Source organism: Paenibacillus sp. OK003, assembly GCF_900109515.1.
In the GTDB taxonomy this organism is placed as follows: Bacteria; Bacillota; Bacilli; order Paenibacillales; family Paenibacillaceae; genus Paenibacillus; species Paenibacillus marchantiae.
The window spans coordinates 91,871-110,138 of record NZ_FOBD01000016.1 but is presented as its reverse complement, the minus strand read 5'-3'; the positions used below and the strand labels follow the sequence as shown (position 1 = coordinate 110,138).

Below are 18,268 nucleotides of genomic sequence, written 5' to 3'. Positions count from 1 at the left end.
GCTGTCCTGCAGATGGAATATCTATACATGCTCCAGCAGCTGAGCGATACGACGGTTAAACGTATGCTGGTTCAGCGTGGTGAGCAGCCCTCGCCAAGCTAGGGCTTGCCGTTCCTCTTCATGGTGCAGATAATATTTGATTTTGCGCTGAAGTTCAGCCGCCGATGTGAACGTCTCGATGTCGTATCCCGGCTTGTAATAGCGGGGCAGATCTTTGCGCGCATCCGTAATTTGCATCGTGCCACAGGCACTAATCTCATACGTGCGTGGATTAATGGAATGACCTTCAAGATGATGCGTATTGCGATTGTCTTCCCCATTCTCACAAGTCCGATGAACGTTAATGACGATTTTGGCGCCATTGTAATAATCCACTGTCGCTCCAGGATCAATCCAGCCTTCATGAATGAATCGGCCCAGGATGTCGGAGCGTTTCAGCCGGTTCCACTGGCTGCCCGCAATAAATACCTTTTTGTCCGCCAGAAAAGGTGCCAGCTCGTCGAACAGTGCGATTCGGTTCCAGAATCCGGTGCCGATAAAACAAATGTCATACTGATGCTGCGGCGCGGTGCGCCTTGGTTGAAACATTCCCGGGTTCACTGCAAGCGGCATATAGATTACCCGGCCCGCTCCATGTGCAGTATAGAACGGCACAGCCGCTTCCTCATGCGTGAACACGACATCATAATGCTGACAGATGGTTGTCGTATCTTCGGTAAAATACGGATCATCCACAAACCACACTGCTGTACGAATTCCCAGTGCCCTTATGCCTTTTACCTGTTCCAGATGATCGGGGGGAAATACGTGTAGTCCATTCATGACCAGCACCAGATCGGGCCTATGCTGGCTGGCTTCCTGCAGCATGGTTGCCGGCGATCCGACAACACACTCACGAACAGATTGCTGCAAGGCTCCAATGACGCCTTCGTCGATGGCATCGAATCCCTGCGGAATGTACAGCACCTTCATATTCCGCACGGTCGGCTCAAACATCTGTACTCGCTCCATCACGGCCTGACAGCCGCCAAATCTGCGGCCTTCTGCATATCCGCCGCGGTATGCCGTCTCCGCTTCTGTAGGCGGTCGGTGTCGTCGTTTTGCCACATCCTTCACCCTGTCTTCCTTCAGGAGAGACCATTCCAGATTCTCTCCGAGATTGGTGTTCCCTCTAAAGGATATGCCCCGGGGTCAGATGCATCATGGACGGGTGTCCTGCAAGGCGCAAAATTGGCGTCTGCCCTCCACATCCGCCTGCACGGGCATGTCCGCTTTTGCGGCGATACAAATAACCCGGAGGGATCTGTCCCCCCGGGCAATCGTTATATATTGGACATGCATCTATAGTCATCCGAAAATGTATACCTATTCTGCTATTGCGCTTTGTAAGCCAGCTGATGTCCGTCCTCGAATCCCTTGGCGAAACCCGCGTTGAATCCCTCGTTGTACGCCTCGTTGTAGCCCTGACTGTATGCACTGTCCGGGTTCGGATCGGTAGGGGTAGCCGGGACGAACGGTTGCGCGGGCTTCAGACTCCGGTGCCGCCCTGCCGTACGTTTCTTTTTTTTGAGCCACGCACTGCGTCCTTTGAGGGTACGTTTGTGCAGTACACGTTTGCCTTTGACCGCACGCAACTTGCGGATTTTACGCAGACGGGTCCCGCGGGCAAGCAATGCTCTTTTGGTTCTCAGACGTATTTTTTTCTTCTTTAACATGTCAACATTCCTCCTGTATGTTCTGGACCATGCGTATCGCATATCCAGGATCTTTGAGCCAGGGCACACCAGGCTCCCCATGCTGGATTCGGGCCAATTGAATCCCCGTAATCATCCGGGACATCTCCTCTTGATAACGGCTCAGCACACGAATGTTCTCAGCCAGACTGCGGGCGGATACTTCGGAGTGGGCAGACACGCTGGCCACACTGTCCAGAATGCGGGCGAGCGCCTGCTGACTGTGTGCAATGGACTCAATGAGGGACAGTTTCGCTTCCTGCTCACGCCGCAACAGACTCATTTTCCGAGATCCCCCATATCCATACCGCCAAACATGCCACCGTCCATGCCGCCTTCTTCACCATCACTCTGCACCAAGATGGCCTTCAGGTTGTTGCATAATCCGGTTTCCATTCGGGTCAATCCTTCCAGTATTTCCACCAGCTGATCATGCATTTTGAGTGGCTCTGCGACCTGATCGCTATGCGTCAGAAAAGCCTCACCGTTCAAATGATTTAGCGCCCAGTTCCTTACCTTCTCGGCTTCAATCGCCTTGGCCTCCAAAATCAGGGCAACATTCCACTGCATTTTGGCGGCTGCATCCAACATCAGGATGAGACTTTGTTCTCTGCTCATGTCCATTCACCCGCCTTCCGGGCTTATTCTTCCTCTTGATCCGCCATCTCCCGCATGACCTGGGTCAGCGTTTCGGCTACGGCTTCTTCCAGGTCTGCCAGGCCTCCCAAATAGGAGATGATGCTTTTGTTGATTTGTCCCGAGCTATCCAGCAGACCGTCAACGCCATCCAGCTCCGGTTCGATATCCGGCAAATGATTGATGATTTCAGACATGCGCACAGCGACTTGACGTTTGGCATCCAGTACACGCGCAACCTGCTGGTGAGAATGTGCAATATGTGTGAGTATTTCATCGATTTTGCTCTGCATGGTCCTCCTCCTTACCGTCACGGCCTGCTTCACCCATAGAAAAACCCGGCCTATCAGCATTTGCCTGCTACAGCATATGCCGGGCCGGGATCGTCAGTTACTCCAGCTTGCGCCTATATCGTCAGATGACGTAACTCCAATCGGATGAGTAACGGCTGAGGAATTGGCGGGTACGTTCCTGTTTGGGTCGCACAAATACGTCCTCCGGCGTTCCTTCTTCCACTACGGAACCCCCATCCATGAATACAACTCGATTCGCCACCTCGCGGGCAAAACCCATTTCGTGGGTGACGACAATCATGGTGATACCCTCCTGGGCAATCGATCGAATGACCGACAGCACCTCCCCTACAAGTTCAGGATCAAGCGCCGAGGTAGGTTCATCAAATAAAATTACCTCTGGATTCAATGCCAGCGCCCGAGCAATGCCTACCCGCTGCTGTTGTCCACCTGACAGCATGCTGGGATACTCATTAATTTTGGCGGACAGGCCCACTTGTTCAAGCACGCGCAAGGCTCGTTCACGAGCATCGGCTTTGGACATTTTCTGAGCGATGATTAACCCTTCCGTTACGTTATCCAGCACCGTTTTATGTTTGAACAGGTTATAGTGCTGGAACACCATCGCCGTTTTTCGCCGCAACTGCACAATGTCATGTTTGCGGGCATGCTTGCAGTCTACGGTTAATCCGCTGATCTGTACCTTGCCCTCATCGGCACGTTCAAGAAAATTCACACAGCGCAGCAATGTCGTTTTGCCCGACCCACTCGGTCCAAGAATGGCAACAACATCCCCCTGCTCCACAGTCAGATCAATACCTTTCAACACTTCCTGCTGGCCAAATGATTTGTGTATATTCGTCAGCGATATCATGACACCCCTCCTTTGCTGTACACGGCAACTCTGCGTTCCAGCAAAGCTGTAATCCGCTCGACAATCACTGTCAGACCCCAATAGATCAATGCGGCAGCAATGAAAGCCTCCAGAAATTTCAGACTAACCGAAGCCACCACATCCGCTTTCCCGAGAATATCCATCTGTGACACGGTAAACGCAAGTGTTGATCCATGCAGGAAACCAACAAACATGCTGCACAGATTCGGCAGAACCGCACCCACCGCCTGCGGTAAAATAATGCGTCTCATGGCCTGGGAGGTACTCATGCCCACGGCATGTGCAGCTTCCATCTGCCCGGTGTCCACTGCAAGAATACCGGAACGGATAATCTCGGACATATAAGATCCCGCAGTCAACGAGAAGGCAATGAGCACGAACACCAGAATCGGAATGGAAGAAGACTGAAAGGCCCAGCCGTACCGGGCAGCCAGCTTGTCGATGATCAACGGAATCCCGTAATAGATTAGAAACAAGTGCATCAGCATCGGTGTCCCCCGAAAAAACGAAACATAGAAATCAGCGATCCGGTAGACCCAGGGAACCTTATAGATTCGGATTAAAGCAGTAACCAGACCAATGCCAAAGCCTGCGATTAACGGTACAATCGTAATGACGAGTGTCAGTGGCAATGCCTTGAGAATCTGGAAAAAAGATGTGTAGATAAAGTTGAAATCAATAGACATTCGCTCACCCCGCTATTCGTTTCAGGCGTTCAGCTCGTACTGCTGGCCCGCGGACTTCTTTCTTACGTTCGTGACGCTGGAGTCTGCGTTCTGCGAGAGCAAACCCTTTTTCAAGTACAAGCACGATAACATAGTAGACTATTGACAGACTGATATACACTTCAAGTGCATGCGATGTAGCCGAGATCAGCGTTTGCCCCCTGCCCACCATGTCCATGACACCAATCGAAAAAGCAAGTGACGTATCCTTTAACGAGCCAATCAACGTATTTGCCATATTCGGAAAAGCAACGATGAGTGCCTGCGGTACCACAATGCGCCGAAACGACTGAAACGTGGTCAAGCCCGCAGCATAAGCTGCTTCCGTCTGGCCCTTGTCCACACTGCGCACAGCTCCGCGAAAGATTTCGGCAAAGGACGCTGCATCACTTAGCGCATAAGTTACGATGACGAATACCAGCGGATCGGTCCTGGACAGATCAACCCCTAAAGGCTTGAGCAATTCGGGTAATCCGTAATAGACCAGAAACAACTTGATGAGAATCGGTGTGCCCCGCATGAAAGAGACGTACAGGGTCGCGAGCTGGCTCAGCACCGGAATCCGGTATAACCTCGGAACCGCCAGAAGCACACCGCCCACCAGACCGAGCACAATGGAACCGCCCAGTACAATCAGTGTAATATGCAAATATCGCAGCAGTTCAGGGACGAAATCCAGAACCAATGACAGATCGAATGATTTACCCATAACCGTCGCTCACCTTTCTCAACGAACTATTCCTCAACCGTGTAATCGGCTCCCAGCCACTCTGTGCTCAATTTGCTCAATGTTCCATCTTCCTTGATTGATTTGAGCGCTTCATCCATTTTTGTTTTGAGCTCTTCCTCATCCTTGTTCAGAATGAAATACACTTTGGAGTTGGACAGAGCCTCTCCTACAGTCTTTAACTGTGCATCTACCACTTTATTTTGATAATCGATGGCAAACTGCGTGCTGATGGTTGCATCCACCCGGCCTGTTTTGATCTGAGTATTCGTATCTTCCCCTGCTCCGGAATAGACAATGTTAATGGCGTTACCATTCGCTGCATTCCATTTCTCAGCCAGTACAGCCGCATTACTCGTAGCGCCAACAATCAGTTTTTTGCCTTTCAGATCCTCGATGGATTTTACATCCTGGTTTTTCTCGCTTACAACGATTTTATTAGGGAAAATGTTATATGCCTCGTCATTAAAAAGGAACTTGGCCTGTCTCTCTTCATTCACTTCCATTTGGTGAGCGATCAGGTCTATTTTCTTCGTTTCAAGACTAAGCAGCAGGTTTTTAAATTCCATTGTACTGAACTCGAATTCATATTCAGGCAATCGTTTATCAATCTCGCGGATCAGTTCTACATCGTACCCCGTCAGCTTGCCATTCTCATCAATAAAGCAAACATTAGGGAATTGAGTACCTGTACCCACAATGATCTTCTTCACTTTATCTTGACCGGACGCAGATGCGGAATCCGATTCATTCGATGCATTGCCTGAACTGCAACCCGCCAGTACCACCAACATAGTCATGAACAGCAATGCTGTCCGGAATTTCTGAATCCCCCATTGATTAACCATTCCCGATCTCCTCCACAGGCTGTTATTCAGCCAATATGATGTGTAATCCCATTCCTCATCTTTGATTTAACTAACCATTCACACTTGTATAGTCGGAATTAGGTTGAACAAAGAATAGCACCGTATGTTATGCCCAGGCAATATGTATGTTAATAGGACATCCTGATAACGTTATAGAAATTCTCTATATTTCACCCGTTTCTTGATCCAAAAATAACCAAAAGAAGCGATCCTCCAACTAGGCTGGGGATCGCTTCTTCAATTGCAGATCACTTTATTTTCAAATACGCATCTATCTGCGACTAGCCCATTTAATTTTACGAGCTACTTCTATACGCTGCAGTTGCAACAGTCCGATTCGTTCTTCAAACTTCTTGCGTTCATCCGTTGAATGGGCCGCGTGAATCTGATGGCAAAGACCTGTTAGTTTACTGTTGATATAATCAAATCTCATCCATAATTCTTCCTCAGGTGTGCGCTGCTCCGCTTCCGGCTGAAATATTTTGAGCTGGTGGATAAGGGACTGCTGCCATTCCTGGTCCTCAATTTGGATGGCAAAATGCAAAAGATCAAGATAGTCGTCGATTTGCAACGATATACCGCAATCAGGTTTCGTATTCATTAGTCGTCTCTCCTTATTTCAGTTCTTGGCTGGAATCAGTTAGTTCTATATTACAGGATGGAGCATGGTTTAGGCGAGTCCTTAAACGAGTAAAATTGTAAAAAGTTTTGTCATTTTTGCATATAGAAGCTTTCGATGGGCTTATAGACAGATCTGATTTGAGAATTATATTCCAACTATGAATTTCATGATAAAATAACACCAAAATATTTAAACCAACTTAACAGGTTGGAATAGTTAATTTTCGTAGAAGGGATTGATCGACCATGACCGAACAATACCGATTGGCTACGCTTGAAGATGCCGAACAATTGCAGGCTGTTACCGTGGATGCCTATGAGACGATTCGGGCCCTGAACATTCCTTTTCCAGCCGGACACGCTACACTGGAAGTCATCCAGAATAATATTGTACAGCATGAATGCTATATTCTTGAAAAAGGGGGAGAAATCATTGCCACGGTTACCCTTGACCGAGCCGAAGATGTACAGCGGCAAGCCATCAGCCCCTATCCTTTCATCCGCTGGTTCGCGGTAAGTCCAGCCCACAAAAGCCAGGGTTATGGCTCTAAACTATTGGATTGGGTTGAGCAAACTATCATTCTGCAAAAGCTTGATGCTCCTGCCGTATTTCTGGCAACGGCGACCCGCCATCCCTGGCTTGCTCCCATGTATGAACGTCGGGGATATGAGCCTTTTCATCACAAAACAGTACAGACACCTGAACGGCAGGAAGAGATTGTATTTATGGTCAAAACGCTCGACCCTTCCCGTTATAAGACGCCTTCTGTTCAAACAGGCTGAACAAATAGCGGCTTGGATGAACGTAAACATACATGATATCCCATATACACATCCCGCGTAAATGAAAACCCGCTCCGAGGAAAGATTCCTTGAGCGGGTTTTTGAATGCTAATGTTAATCAATCCTTATCGCTTTCACATTACATAGGCCAAATTATGCCTTCCCGTCGCGCGGCTGTCTGGTTAAGAGCAGCATGATAAAAGAAATGACGATAATGGAGCCGGTCCACATCCAGGCCATCGTCTGATTGCCCGAATCCACAGCAACATAGATTGCAGTGGGTACGGTTTGCGTTTTGCCCGGAATATTACCTGCGATCATGAGCGTGGCTCCGAATTCCCCCAGTGCACGGGCGAAACCCAGGATGAACGCCGTCATCAATGCTCTCCCTGCAAGCGGAAGCGAAATATAACGAAATACCTGCCATTCATTCGCTCCGATGGAGCGGCCTGCATCTTCCAGATCCCGATCAATCCCGCTAAAACCGGATTTCATCGTCTGATATACCAATGGGAACGCAACCACCACCGAGGCAATCACGGCAGCCCACCAGGAGAAAATGACAGGTGCAGAGAAGATGGCTTCAATCCACTGTCCGAGCAGGCTCTTCCGACCCAGTAACACGAGCAATATAAATCCGACCACGGTCGGCGGAAGCACGAGCGGAAGCATAAATGCCGTTTCCAGAAAAATTTTGCCACGAAACGAGGTACGCGACATCTTCCAGGCCACAGTGAGGCCAAACACTGCTGCGATCACACTGGACAACAGCGCAACTTGAAGGGAAAGACGAACCGGTGGCCAGAATACCGCCCAGTCTATTGCGCTCACATTCATTCCGGAATGGAGAACCCGTACTTGGCAAATACATCAAGCACTTCAGGCGTTTGCAAATACGTGTAGAATTGTTCTGCTTCTGTCCGGTGCTTCGTACCTTCAATAATCCCTACTGGATAATTGGCAGGTGTATAGCTGTTCTTGTCCACTTCAAATGCAATTTTCACCTGATCAGAAGTGAGTGCATCCGTTTTGTACACAAATCCCGCATCCGCATTGCCTGTTTCTACATATTGCAGAACCTGTCTGACATCCTTGCCTTGTACAAGCTTACCTTGCAACTGATCCCACAGTTTGGCATTGGTCAGTGCTTCCTTCGCATAGGTTCCAGCAGGCACACTTTCCGGTATACCAATCGCTACGGTCTTGATAGAATCAGCGGTCAGATCCTTCTCGCTTGTTACGGTATCAGAACGATCCGCTGGAATAATGGCTACCAATGAATTTTGCAGCAAATTCTTCTGATCACCGGATGCAATCAGCTTCTCATCCACGAGTGCGTTCATATTTTTGGTCGCAGCCGATACAAAAACATCTGCTGGCGCGCCTTGTTCAATCTGCTGTTGCAATGCACCGGATGCACCAAAGTTGAAGTTAAGCTCCACATTGGGATTCGCGGCTTCAAAATTCGTTTCAATTTCCTTCATGGCATCCGTGAGACTGGCTGCCGCTGAGATCGTTAGCTCCACCTTTTCCTGAGGATCTGTTGCCCCGGACGTTGAACTCTCACCTGATGTCGCTGGTGTTGAACCCGTTTGTTCCATTGCTGTGGATGCATCTTTACTGTCCGTACTTGCACCGCAACCGGCCAATACAAGAGCCAGTCCAAGTGACATACTCCCCAACACATATCCAATACTCTTTTTCATCTACTTCTCCCCCAATGTTATGTTTAGTTATAACTAGATATAATTAATTATATTTCATTATACATAAGATCATTGAAATAGGAAGGTAGTCTTTGAATCATTCGTTCAAGGGCAAGCCATCAATAGCTGAATTGTGGTGGGCGAGTTTATCCTCTCTGGCTGTTAATGGTATAGTACAAGAGAACCCAGCGTTTATCCGGGACGATGAGCGTTGATGAACAAATATAGTTTAAAATCTGAATATATATGTTCAACTAACATTTACACCATAACGGAGAGGACAGAAATAATCTGAAGAAGCGAAGCGTTCGCCTTTATCCCCGGATTTCCCCTTTTGATAAAGGGATCAAAGAAATCTGGGGATAACAGCGATCGGAGGATTGTTCTGTCATTGGAGTGCCAGTGTAAATATCCATTAGTTGAGGTTATATAGTTATGATCTGTATCTTGAAGGAGGATCTTCACTGATGACGGAGGAGCAATCCTATACCACCGAAGAAATATCCAAGCTACTCAAAATATCCAAACTGACGGTCTACGATCTGATTAAAAAGGGTGACCTCGTCGCTTATCGCGTCGGCAAACAAATGCGAGTTGACGCCACCGATCTGGAGGCTTATAAACAGCGCTCCAAGCAGCTTCAATCGCCAGCGCACCGGGCCGCTGTGGATTCAGTTCCCCCCTCTGAATCTTATTCCGGGACGGGAAGTGATTCGACCAATCATGTCGTTCATTCCGCTGCAAATGCTCCGCCTCTATCCAGAGGGACATTCGCAGCTTCAACTTCAATGACGGGCAACACTTCGTCAGCCCATTCGGCCCGTCATCTGGTCATTACAGGACAAGATATCAGCCTCGATATTCTCATGCGATATCTGGAGAAGCAAACACGGGATATTCGTCCGCTGCGTTCGTTCATGGGCAGTCTCGACGGCTTGATCTCCATGTACCGCGGGGAGTCCGATCTGGTCAGTACCCATCTGCTGGATGGAGATACAGGAGAATACAATCTGCCCTACATTCGCAAAATCCTGATTGGCTGGTCGTATGTCGTCGTGAATCTGCTGACACGACCTGCCGGGCTGTACGTTCAACGTGGTAATCCGAGCGGCTTGCAGAACTGGACAGATCTGAAGCAGCCTGAGCTGCGATTGGCTAACCGGGAGAAAGGTTCGGGGGCACGGGTATTGCTGGATGAACAATTGCGTCTGCATGGTATCGCTGCTTCTCATCTGATTGGGTATGACGTGGAAGAAACCAGTCATATGGGTGTAGCTGCCAAGGTCAGTTCCGGTGAAGCCGATGTAGGAATCGGCACCGAGAAGGCTGCACGACTAGTCGGTCAGGTTGATTTTATCCCACTTGTTCAGGAACGTTATGATCTGGTGATGCTGAAGAAACAGGGAAACGAAGCGTGGATCGAATCGGTACTGCGCATTCTGCAATCACCGGAATTCAGGCAGGAACTGCAATCATTTGAGGGATATGATGTATCCCGAACGGGTGAAATTTTGTATGAAGCCTAGCGCAATGGCACCTGGATTGCTCCTGGAGCATGTATGTGTCTTACCAGCTTGACTTCGTGACGCCCGGAATTTGCCCTTGATGAGCCAGCTCACGGAACACAATTCGCGATACCTTGAACTTTCTCAAATATCCTCTCGGGCGGCCTGTCAGTTCACAGCGATTTTTCAATCGGGTCAGAGAAGCATTGCGCGGCAGTTTTTGCAGTGCTTCATAATCCCCTTTTTCTTTCAATTCCCGGCGTAGCTCCGCATATTTGGCTACGATCGCCTGACGTTGTTTTTCACGTACCACGTTTGATTTTTTGGCCATGAATTACAGCTCCTTTTATGAATTTATTTTTTATACGACTTCAACTGGCCAAGGCAGAGGATTGTCGAAATGCCCCCAGTCGGCCTGCATTTCTTCATCACTGAGCAGACATTGGTCAAGTTCGTCTTCGATGATGGTGCGCTCCATTTCAATCCCGATCATGACCAGCTCGGTCTGACGGTCTCCCCACTGGGCATCCCACTTATCCAATACATCTGGCTCCGTACGCAAAACTTCTTCCTTGTCCGCTTCCGGCAATGCCGCAACCCAATGTCCGGCAGGCCCAAACTGAATCGACGATCCCGCCTGACTCAGACTTGCAGCCACATCCCCTTCTGCCGCGAGCCACACCAGCCCTTTGGCACGCACCACTTCTTCCGGCCAGTAGCTCATGAATTCAGCCAAACGAGAAGGATGGAATGGTTTTCGACGACGATACACGAAGGAACCAATACCATATTCCTCGGTCTCCGGTGTATGTGATTCCTTCTCCAGCTCCTGAATCCATCCGGCGGACATGCTTGCCTTCTCGAAGTTGAAGAGACCTGTATTCAAAATTTCAGACGGGTTGACTTGTCCGTTCACAGTCTGAATGATTTTGGCGTTAGGCTGAAGCTTGCGGATGACACCTTCAAGCTTGTTCAGCTCGGCGTCATCGACCAGATCACATTTGTTCAGCAACAGAACATCACAAGTCTCGATCTGGTCAATCAGCAGGTCCACAACATCGCGCGTATCTTCCTCACCTGTAGCCTGGTTCCGATCCAGCAGACTCTGCCCTGAAGCAAAATCATGCCAGAATCGATGGGCATCCACGACGGTTACCAGACAATCCAGCTTAGCCAGACTAGTCAGATCAATACCCGACTCCTCGTCGGCATATGTAAAGGTCTGCGCTACCGGCACAGGTTCACTAATGCCTGTTGACTCAATCAGGATGTAATCAAACCTGCCTTCATTCACCAGCTTCTCAATCTCCTGCATCAGATCATCCCGCAAAGTGCAGCAGATGCAGCCATTGGACAGCTCCACCAGCTTTTCTTCGGTACGTGACAATGTCGCTTCACCCTTCACCAGAGCGGCATCGATGTTAACCTCACTCATGTCATTAACGATAACCGCAACCTTGAGCCCCTGCCGATTGTGCAGTACGTGATTAAGAACGGTTGTTTTACCTGAACCGAGGTAACCGCTAAGAACAGTTACCGGAACCTGCTTTTGTGTCATGTGTATCTACTCCTTATGGTTGTGGTCAATTTGCTTTCGACATTAATAGTAATTATTACGATTAACAACAATGACTATAATCCTGTTGAAGGATGTTGTCAAATCATTTTTAGTGCAAAACCGCAAACTCCCGCCAAAAAAAGGCCAATGGCCTACCTCCTGTAGCTTCGCATCATAATGATACGTCTCCAGAAAAGTCAGTCCATAAGCCTTTAATTTTTTCTTATAGATGCCATACAATCACGTCGTCACCACAGATTGGGCCCTATTGCCTGCTTCCATCCTTTGCCTGAAAGCTACAACGAGAATCATGGCTGTAACGGACAGCAGCGTGCAGATCGTAAACATGGTTGAATACGAGCTTATTTGTACAATTAATCCCATCGCAAGCCCGCCAAGAGAGAAGCCCAGATCATACGAGGACATGAAAATACCCATCAGTACATATCGGGAATCGGCAGGCAGCACAAATGATAAATACGTGGTTAATGTCGGGTACAGCATTGCCACGGCAAACCCACTGAACACCGCAGACAGGTAAACCACCGTACCGATCGTATCCGACAGAGCGAGTAGCTGGGTTCCCAGTGCCGTACATAACAGCAGACCCGCCATCAGCCACGTATTCCAGCTGCCGTCGGAGGGGATTTTTTTACGCAAAATGAATCTGCACAAGATGACGACCAGTCCCTGGATTGTTAAAAATACGCCTGCGCTCGCCTTCCCGGTCGATACCATATACAGCGGGAGAAAGGTCGCCGTGGCTCCAAATACACATGAAGCAAACAGCATAACTACGCTGCTAATCAACAGTGGTGTGCTGCGCCAGATGCCGCCGAATGACCGTAACATATCCCCGAGCGTATACGATTTATTCTGTACCGTGCTTCGGGGCAAGTCCACGTTATAACCGATCAGGAGCGGAAGAGCAGCCAAACCGATCATTAGCAAAGTAAACCAGATATCGCTGGCATTTTCCCAGATCTGGATAGCGAGTATGGGAATGACCAGAGACGGGACCATCGTAAAAAGGGTATACATGGACAATCCCTGAGCCCGGTCCTTATCCTCCAGCTTTTCCACCATACCAGCCTGCATCGTCATGGAAAAGAAAGCCGTGGCTACACCTTGCAGCGCCCGCAGCCACAAATACGTTTCCACACCAAAAACAACAAACAACAGCAACGTTGCGGCATGCAGAATCAACAGCCATTTCATCACAAGGAGTGGACCGTAACGCCCCAGAAGCTGCGCTGCAAAAGGCCTTAGAAGCATACACGTAAACATGTACGCCCCCATCATCAGGCCAATCTCGGCCTGGTTCAATCCTGCTGCTTCACTCCGCAAAGGGAGAATAATTGTCAAAGCCGAATTGGCGGCAAAAAATAAAAAGGCTAACAGATAAAACCGGATAAATGAAAAGGATACCGGGTTTAATTTGCCGTTCGCCGTTACAGATGACCTCAAACCGTTACCCCCACTTTCTTCTGGCAGTTAACCCACAGACACATCTGTGACTGGTTTTCTTTGTTCATAGGCAAAAACAATCATTACCGCCCCTAGGATAGCACAAATCATGTAGATCAGCGACTTCTAAAAGGCATAACGGATGCCAGCAATGCTTTTGCATATTCATTCTTTGCATCCGAGAGACGATTTCGTTCAAGCTCTTCCACGATCATTCCCCGATATAGAAAAAGTACCCGATCACACAGATTCGCCACGGCCTGAAGATCATGTGCAACAAAGAGATAGGTCATGTTCATTTCATGCTGAAGCGAACGAAGCAATTCCAGAACCTGAGCCTGAACGGAAACATCCAGTGAACTGAGCGCTTCATCCAGAACGTGATGTATGCATGCATATTTCCCTTCCTTTTCCCTCAGTAATATCTTATATAAGAGTAATTATTACGATTTATAATAGTAATAATTACGATTAGAATCGTAGCACACAATGTGCTGAACCACAACTACTACATTAAAATACGGAAACAGCAAAAAACGGTCACCTGATTGAGGTCACCGTTTTTTTGCGTCCATTCGTAATTGTATTAGCTTATTATGTTAATTACGTATCTACCTAGCAATTATCAGTTATCCGCCGCTTGACTGCAACTTTTGCAGTGACTGTTCAGCCAGCGCTGCCAGAAGATGTGCGCCAAGCGGCAGCGCCCGTTCGTCCACATCGAATGCAGGATGATGCCATTCGTGTGGGCCTGACGTTCCGAGGAAGAGGAACAGACCCGGAACCTCCTTTTGGTAAAAGGAAAAATCTTCGCCCGCCGGGGAAGGTATCGGCCGGATACTGGTCAACCCCACCTCGCTCGCGACCTGCTCCGCCGCAGCAGCCAACGACGCATCATTGACCACGGCAGGTGGTCCCTGAATCCAGCGCACGGTAGCCCGTGTCCCATAGGCTGCTGCGACACCGGCAACCACCTGATTGAAACGCTCACGAATCCGGGCACGAACCTTCTCGTCAAAAGTACGCACGGTGCCGTCCAATATGGCTTCTTCGGGAATAACGTTCCAGGCGGTGCCGCTGTTTATTTTGGTCACACTGATTACGGCACTCTCCTGTGCTCCAACATTACGACTCACGATGGCCTGTAATGCAGTCACAATATGAGATGCCACCACAATTGGGTCAATGCCCGCTTCCGGCACTGCCGCATGGGTTCCGACACCCTCCACTTTAACCACAAAACCATCTGCCGCTGCAAGCAGCGCCCCTTCACGGATACCTACCGTACCGACCTGCAGATCCGGTTTGTTATGCAACCCAAAAATAGACTGAACTTGGGATAGCGCTCCGCTCTGAATAACCTGCCGTGCCCCCGTCGCCTTCTCCTCCGAAGGCTGGAAAATCAAACGAACCTTGCCCGGCAGCCGGGACTCTCGCTGTTTCAACAATCGTGCTGCACCGATCAGAATGGCGGTATGTGCATCATGACCGCAGGCGTGCATTCGGCCAGCGATTTGCGAGGCATACTCCAGCTTCGTTTCTTCCTGGATCGGCAGGGCATCAATATCTGCGCGTAAGGCCACTACCGGGCCATTGTCCTGCCCAATTTCAGCGATAAGGCCCGTTCGCAGCGAATATTCATCTGCAATCCGTACCCCTTCCTCCACCAACCAGCCTCGAATGGCTTCTGTCGTTTCCCGTTCCTCTCCGGATAGCTCGGGGTTACGATGCAAATGTCGCCGAATCGCGGTTAAGTGCTCTGCGAATTCTTCATCCTGCCCAACGTAAATTTCATGCTTGCGGCTTTGTTCTTCTTGCTCTGCCTGTTGCTCAGGCTGTTTCAGATCACTGCTCACGACATTGCCTCCTTTTATCATCGTATGTGCCATGTAAGATGGGTTAATATGATACACGGGTCACTTCAACAGGTATGCTCTATATCATGTATATGCCTAACCGATCACCGCTTGCGCAGGTGTCGACTCATGCGCAAATTCGCCCAGTCCCTGCTCATCCAGCGCCTCACGCAACAGTTCAAATGAACGAATACGCTTGGCAAAATCACGTGTGGCTGTGGTAACAATCAGTTCATCTACGGCAAAATCCTGCTGGAACTTCGCCAGTGCCGGACCAACTGTTTCCTTCGTACCTCTCGTCACACTTGGCTCCAGAATCTCGATCCGATACTCCTCGTTCGATTGCCGTCCGAATTCTTCCGCCTGCTCCACGGAACCAACCGTCAATACCTTGCCATTCTCCAGATGGATCTTGACCAGCATGTGTTCACTTGCCAGTCCTTCGGCTTCTTCCGCACTCTCCGCCACAATCAATGATATAGCGAGGATGGCATATGGCTCCCGTCCATGTGAGCGGTCGAATTGTTCCCGGTAAATACGCAAAGCCTCCAGAGCAACCTCCGTGTTGCTATTAATAAACAGTGAAAATACGTAAGGCAGTCCCAGTTCTGCCGCCATGCCTGCACTATCAATACTTGCCCCAAGTACGTATAGCTCTGCCGGGTTTTCGGATACGGGCGCAGCACTCAAGCCGGCCAAAGGATGTGTATTATCTTCATGCGGTTCATTATGGATGAACTGCTTCACCTGATTGATTTTCTCTTTCAGTGAAGCGGCCTCCTGAATCCCTTGCTGTAGTGCCTGCGTGGAGCGGGGCAATCCTCCCGGTGCACGTCCAATACCCAGATCAATTCTCCCCGGACCAAGCGCAGAAAGCACATTGAAGTTCTCTGCCACTTTGTAAGGACTATAATGTTGCAGCATCACCCCGCCAGAACCGAGACGAATCCGCTCTGTATGCGCCAGCAAGTGGGAAATGAGCACCTCCGGTGAGGAGCCGGCAACATGACCTGAATCATGATGTTCCGATACCCAGAAACGATGAAATCCAAGCTGTTCAGCCCGCTGTACCAATTCAATCGTATGCCGAAAAGCATCAATCGGCGTCTCCCCTTCATAGATCGGGGTTTGATCCAATATGCCAACACGAATACCCATCCTATTCTCCTCCTTCGATCATGCCGAACCTGACTTTTTAAAATCCTTCCTTGCTTCCTCAATGACTCTCTCTATAGCTGCCGCAACAGTTCCCCGAAAGGCTCTGCAAAAGGCGAATGTTCTTCTTTTAACGTAACGACGCTGATTTGCAACGATACACCTGCAACCTCATGTACCTGAATGGGGAACAGCTCCTGATCCTGCACTTCCTTTTGCACTGTCAGACCTGGGAGAAACGCAATACCTGCTCCTTGCTTCACCAGTTTCTTCGCCGTTTCCGAATTATCAACGTGATATGTAATATCCGGCGGGTGCTCCAGCGAGTCAAAGGCCCGGTGAATGCGCAGCCAGTCCAATGAACCACATTCAAAAAAGACCAGCTGCTCATTCCTGATCGCCTCCATGCTGACATGCCCGCGTTCAATAAATGGATGGCCTTTGTACACGTATAGCTGGATTGGATCTTCATAAAAAGCAACCGTACGGATTGCAGGATGCATGACCTTCCGCACAAAAGCAAGATCGATTTCCTGACCCAGCAGCTTGGCGACGAGTTGGTCCGTCGTCGCTGTGGTCAGTTTGATGTTCACCTCAGGGTAAGCTTCCTTGATTTTGGGCAGAAAGTCGGGAATGACATAGTTGGATACGGATACCGTACTGCCGAGTCGAAGTGCATCGGGCGTCGTACGGCGTTGCTGTATCTTCTGTCTGCCCTTCTGAATCACTTGCAGCACCTGTTGGGCGTAGGGAAGGAATTTTCTTCCTTCCTCCGTAAGCACAATCTGTTTACCGAGACGGTCAAACAATTTGCAGCCGAGTTCACGTTCAAGGGACTGAATACGAGCGGTGACAGAAGGTTGGGACAAAAAGAGTACCTCGGCAGCCTTATTGAAGCTTCCGTAATGATTGATGTATACAAATGCTTCAATGTTCTCAATATTCATAAGCGCCCCCCGAATTACAAATTGAACGAAGAAGATTTACACTTGCCACTCCAATGACAGAACAACCTTCCGATCGCTGTTATCCCCAGATTTTTTTCGTTCCCTTTTTAAAGGGGAAAATCCGGGGATAAAGGCGAATGCTCCGCTTCTTCAGGTTTTTTCTGTCCTCTACGTTCTTGTGTAAATGTGTAGTTAATTTCTATATCTATTTATCCAATGAATTTACTTGGTTTTATGATATCGTAATACCATTCTTTTCCAGAGTCAATATCAATTCTTCCAGGGAACGATCCAATCTTGTAGTGATGTCCGCCGAAAGCACATATTTTCCGTCATCCAGTCGATCAATTCCCTGATCAACTGCGTATACTCCGCCGAGAATATGTCTGCCGCCAAGTGCTGCCAGAACAGGCTTCAATGCATAATCAATGGCGAGCAGATGGGCAATCGAGCCGCCGATGACTAATGGAAGAGCCAGCTTGCCCCGCAGACCTTCCTGTGGAATCAGATCCAGGAACAGCTTCAGCACGCCAGAGTATGATGCTTTGTATACCGGTGTTGCCACGATGACTGCATCCGCTGCTTCAACAACAGCGAGCGCATCACGAATGAATGAGCTATCAAACTTGGCCTGCACTAGATCTTCCGCTGGCAGGTCGGCTACATGAATTACCTCAACGGTAATGCCTGCCTCTTTTAATTTATTGCTGCTGTAATCCGTAAGGCCTGTCAGACGCGAACGTTTGGAAGGTGATCCGGCAATAATAACGACATGTGACATCATGATTCCTC

The 18,268-nt window shown here is 49.1% G+C and carries 22 protein-coding genes; 2 read left to right on the top strand and 20 right to left on the bottom strand.

Annotation, left to right across the window (positions count from 1 at the left end; translation table 11 throughout):
* Window positions 1-21 precede the first annotated feature (21 nt).
* The 10 genes from BMW94_RS22935 to BMW94_RS22890 form a co-directional block, all read right to left on the bottom strand.
* Window positions 22-1,116: a CgeB family protein gene (locus tag BMW94_RS22935; protein WP_254790330.1), complete on the bottom strand. Its 1,095-nt coding sequence runs from the start codon at window positions 1,114-1,116 to the stop codon at window positions 22-24.
* Between the two features lie 257 nt (window positions 1,117-1,373).
* The gene (locus BMW94_RS22930; RefSeq protein ID WP_091001180.1) at window positions 1,374-1,715 is read right to left on the bottom strand and encodes a hypothetical protein; all 342 of its coding nucleotides are present in this window, start codon (window positions 1,713-1,715) and stop codon (window positions 1,374-1,376) included.
* Window position 1,716: 1 nt separating this feature from the next.
* Window positions 1,717-2,016 (bottom strand): hypothetical protein, encoded by a 300-nt coding sequence (locus BMW94_RS22925; RefSeq protein ID WP_091001179.1) that lies wholly within the window; start codon window positions 2,014-2,016, stop codon window positions 1,717-1,719.
* Window positions 2,013-2,351 carry an alpha-helical endospore appendage domain-containing protein gene (locus BMW94_RS22920; RefSeq protein ID WP_091001225.1) on the bottom strand — a complete coding sequence of 113 codons (339 nt, stop codon included), beginning with the start codon at window positions 2,349-2,351 and terminating at the stop codon, window positions 2,013-2,015. The genes BMW94_RS22925 and BMW94_RS22920 overlap by 4 nt, the downstream gene beginning before the upstream one ends.
* Before the next feature lie 23 nt (window positions 2,352-2,374).
* Complete coding sequence (locus BMW94_RS22915) at window positions 2,375-2,662, bottom strand: hypothetical protein (RefSeq protein ID WP_024632560.1); 288 nt, start codon at window positions 2,660-2,662, stop codon at window positions 2,375-2,377.
* Between the two features lie 121 nt (window positions 2,663-2,783).
* The gene (locus tag BMW94_RS22910; RefSeq protein WP_091001178.1) at window positions 2,784-3,536 is read right to left on the bottom strand and encodes an amino acid ABC transporter ATP-binding protein; all 753 of its coding nucleotides are present in this window, start codon (window positions 3,534-3,536) and stop codon (window positions 2,784-2,786) included.
* Entirely contained in the window at window positions 3,533-4,243 is a 711-nt protein-coding gene (locus tag BMW94_RS22905; RefSeq protein ID WP_063566662.1) for an amino acid ABC transporter permease, read from the bottom strand. The genes BMW94_RS22910 and BMW94_RS22905 overlap by 4 nt, the downstream gene beginning before the upstream one ends.
* A 4-nt stretch (window positions 4,244-4,247) precedes the next feature.
* Entirely contained in the window at window positions 4,248-4,991 is a 744-nt protein-coding gene (locus BMW94_RS22900; RefSeq protein ID WP_091001177.1) for an amino acid ABC transporter permease, read from the bottom strand.
* A gap of 26 nt (window positions 4,992-5,017) precedes the next feature.
* A complete protein-coding gene (locus BMW94_RS22895; RefSeq protein ID WP_091001176.1) occupies window positions 5,018-5,857 on the bottom strand; it encodes a transporter substrate-binding domain-containing protein in 840 nt (279 codons plus the stop codon).
* Between the two features lie 292 nt (window positions 5,858-6,149).
* Window positions 6,150-6,479, bottom strand: a complete 330-nt coding sequence (locus tag BMW94_RS22890) for a hypothetical protein (protein WP_063566659.1) — start codon at window positions 6,477-6,479, stop codon at window positions 6,150-6,152.
* A 266-nt stretch (window positions 6,480-6,745) separates the two neighbouring features.
* Between BMW94_RS22890 and BMW94_RS22885 the strand changes: the two genes are divergently transcribed.
* Window positions 6,746-7,282: a GNAT family N-acetyltransferase gene (locus BMW94_RS22885; RefSeq protein ID WP_091001175.1), complete on the top strand. Its 537-nt coding sequence runs from the start codon at window positions 6,746-6,748 to the stop codon at window positions 7,280-7,282.
* Window positions 7,283-7,435: 153 nt separating this feature from the next.
* Here the strand turns inward: BMW94_RS22885 and modB are convergent, their stop codons facing one another.
* The gene (gene modB, locus BMW94_RS22880; RefSeq protein WP_091001174.1) at window positions 7,436-8,119 is read right to left on the bottom strand and encodes a molybdate ABC transporter permease subunit; all 684 of its coding nucleotides are present in this window, start codon (window positions 8,117-8,119) and stop codon (window positions 7,436-7,438) included.
* Window positions 8,116-8,988, bottom strand: coding sequence for a molybdate ABC transporter substrate-binding protein (gene modA, locus BMW94_RS22875; protein WP_091001173.1), 873 nt, complete (start codon window positions 8,986-8,988; stop codon window positions 8,116-8,118). Before modA ends, modB begins: the two co-directional genes overlap by 4 nt.
* 467 nt (window positions 8,989-9,455) lie before the next feature.
* On the opposite strand from modA, the gene BMW94_RS22870 reads away from it, so the two are divergent.
* A complete protein-coding gene (locus BMW94_RS22870; protein ID WP_091001172.1) occupies window positions 9,456-10,514 on the top strand; it encodes a substrate-binding domain-containing protein in 1,059 nt (352 codons plus the stop codon).
* A gap of 40 nt (window positions 10,515-10,554) precedes the next feature.
* Here BMW94_RS22870 and rpsN read toward each other — a convergent pair whose 3' ends face one another.
* The 8 genes from rpsN to ssuE all read right to left on the bottom strand — a co-directional run bounded on the left by rpsN (window position 10,555) and on the right by ssuE (window position 18,257).
* A complete protein-coding gene (gene rpsN / locus BMW94_RS22865; protein WP_091001171.1) occupies window positions 10,555-10,824 on the bottom strand; it encodes a 30S ribosomal protein S14 in 270 nt (89 codons plus the stop codon).
* A gap of 30 nt (window positions 10,825-10,854) precedes the next feature.
* The gene (locus BMW94_RS22860; RefSeq protein ID WP_091001170.1) at window positions 10,855-12,051 is read right to left on the bottom strand and encodes a GTP-binding protein; all 1,197 of its coding nucleotides are present in this window, start codon (window positions 12,049-12,051) and stop codon (window positions 10,855-10,857) included.
* A gap of 240 nt (window positions 12,052-12,291) precedes the next feature.
* Window positions 12,292-13,518, bottom strand: a complete 1,227-nt coding sequence (locus tag BMW94_RS22850) for a staphylopine family metallophore export MFS transporter CntE (RefSeq protein ID WP_091001168.1) — start codon at window positions 13,516-13,518, stop codon at window positions 12,292-12,294.
* Between the two features lie 116 nt (window positions 13,519-13,634).
* Window positions 13,635-13,811: an ATP-binding cassette domain-containing protein gene (locus BMW94_RS22845; protein WP_175480819.1), complete on the bottom strand. Its 177-nt coding sequence runs from the start codon at window positions 13,809-13,811 to the stop codon at window positions 13,635-13,637.
* 336 nt (window positions 13,812-14,147) lie between these two features.
* Window positions 14,148-15,308, bottom strand: coding sequence for an amidohydrolase (locus BMW94_RS22840; protein WP_254790336.1), 1,161 nt, complete (start codon window positions 15,306-15,308; stop codon window positions 14,148-14,150).
* Window positions 15,309-15,470: 162 nt separating this feature from the next.
* Window positions 15,471-16,532 carry an LLM class flavin-dependent oxidoreductase gene (locus tag BMW94_RS22835; RefSeq protein ID WP_091001167.1) on the bottom strand — a complete coding sequence of 354 codons (1,062 nt, stop codon included), beginning with the start codon at window positions 16,530-16,532 and terminating at the stop codon, window positions 15,471-15,473.
* 71 nt (window positions 16,533-16,603) lie between these two features.
* The gene (locus BMW94_RS22830; RefSeq protein WP_063566647.1) at window positions 16,604-17,476 is read right to left on the bottom strand and encodes a LysR family transcriptional regulator; all 873 of its coding nucleotides are present in this window, start codon (window positions 17,474-17,476) and stop codon (window positions 16,604-16,606) included.
* 232 nt (window positions 17,477-17,708) lie between these two features.
* Entirely contained in the window at window positions 17,709-18,257 is a 549-nt protein-coding gene (ssuE, locus tag BMW94_RS22825; RefSeq protein ID WP_091001166.1) for an NADPH-dependent FMN reductase, read from the bottom strand.
* Window positions 18,258-18,268: the final 11 nt, after the last annotated feature.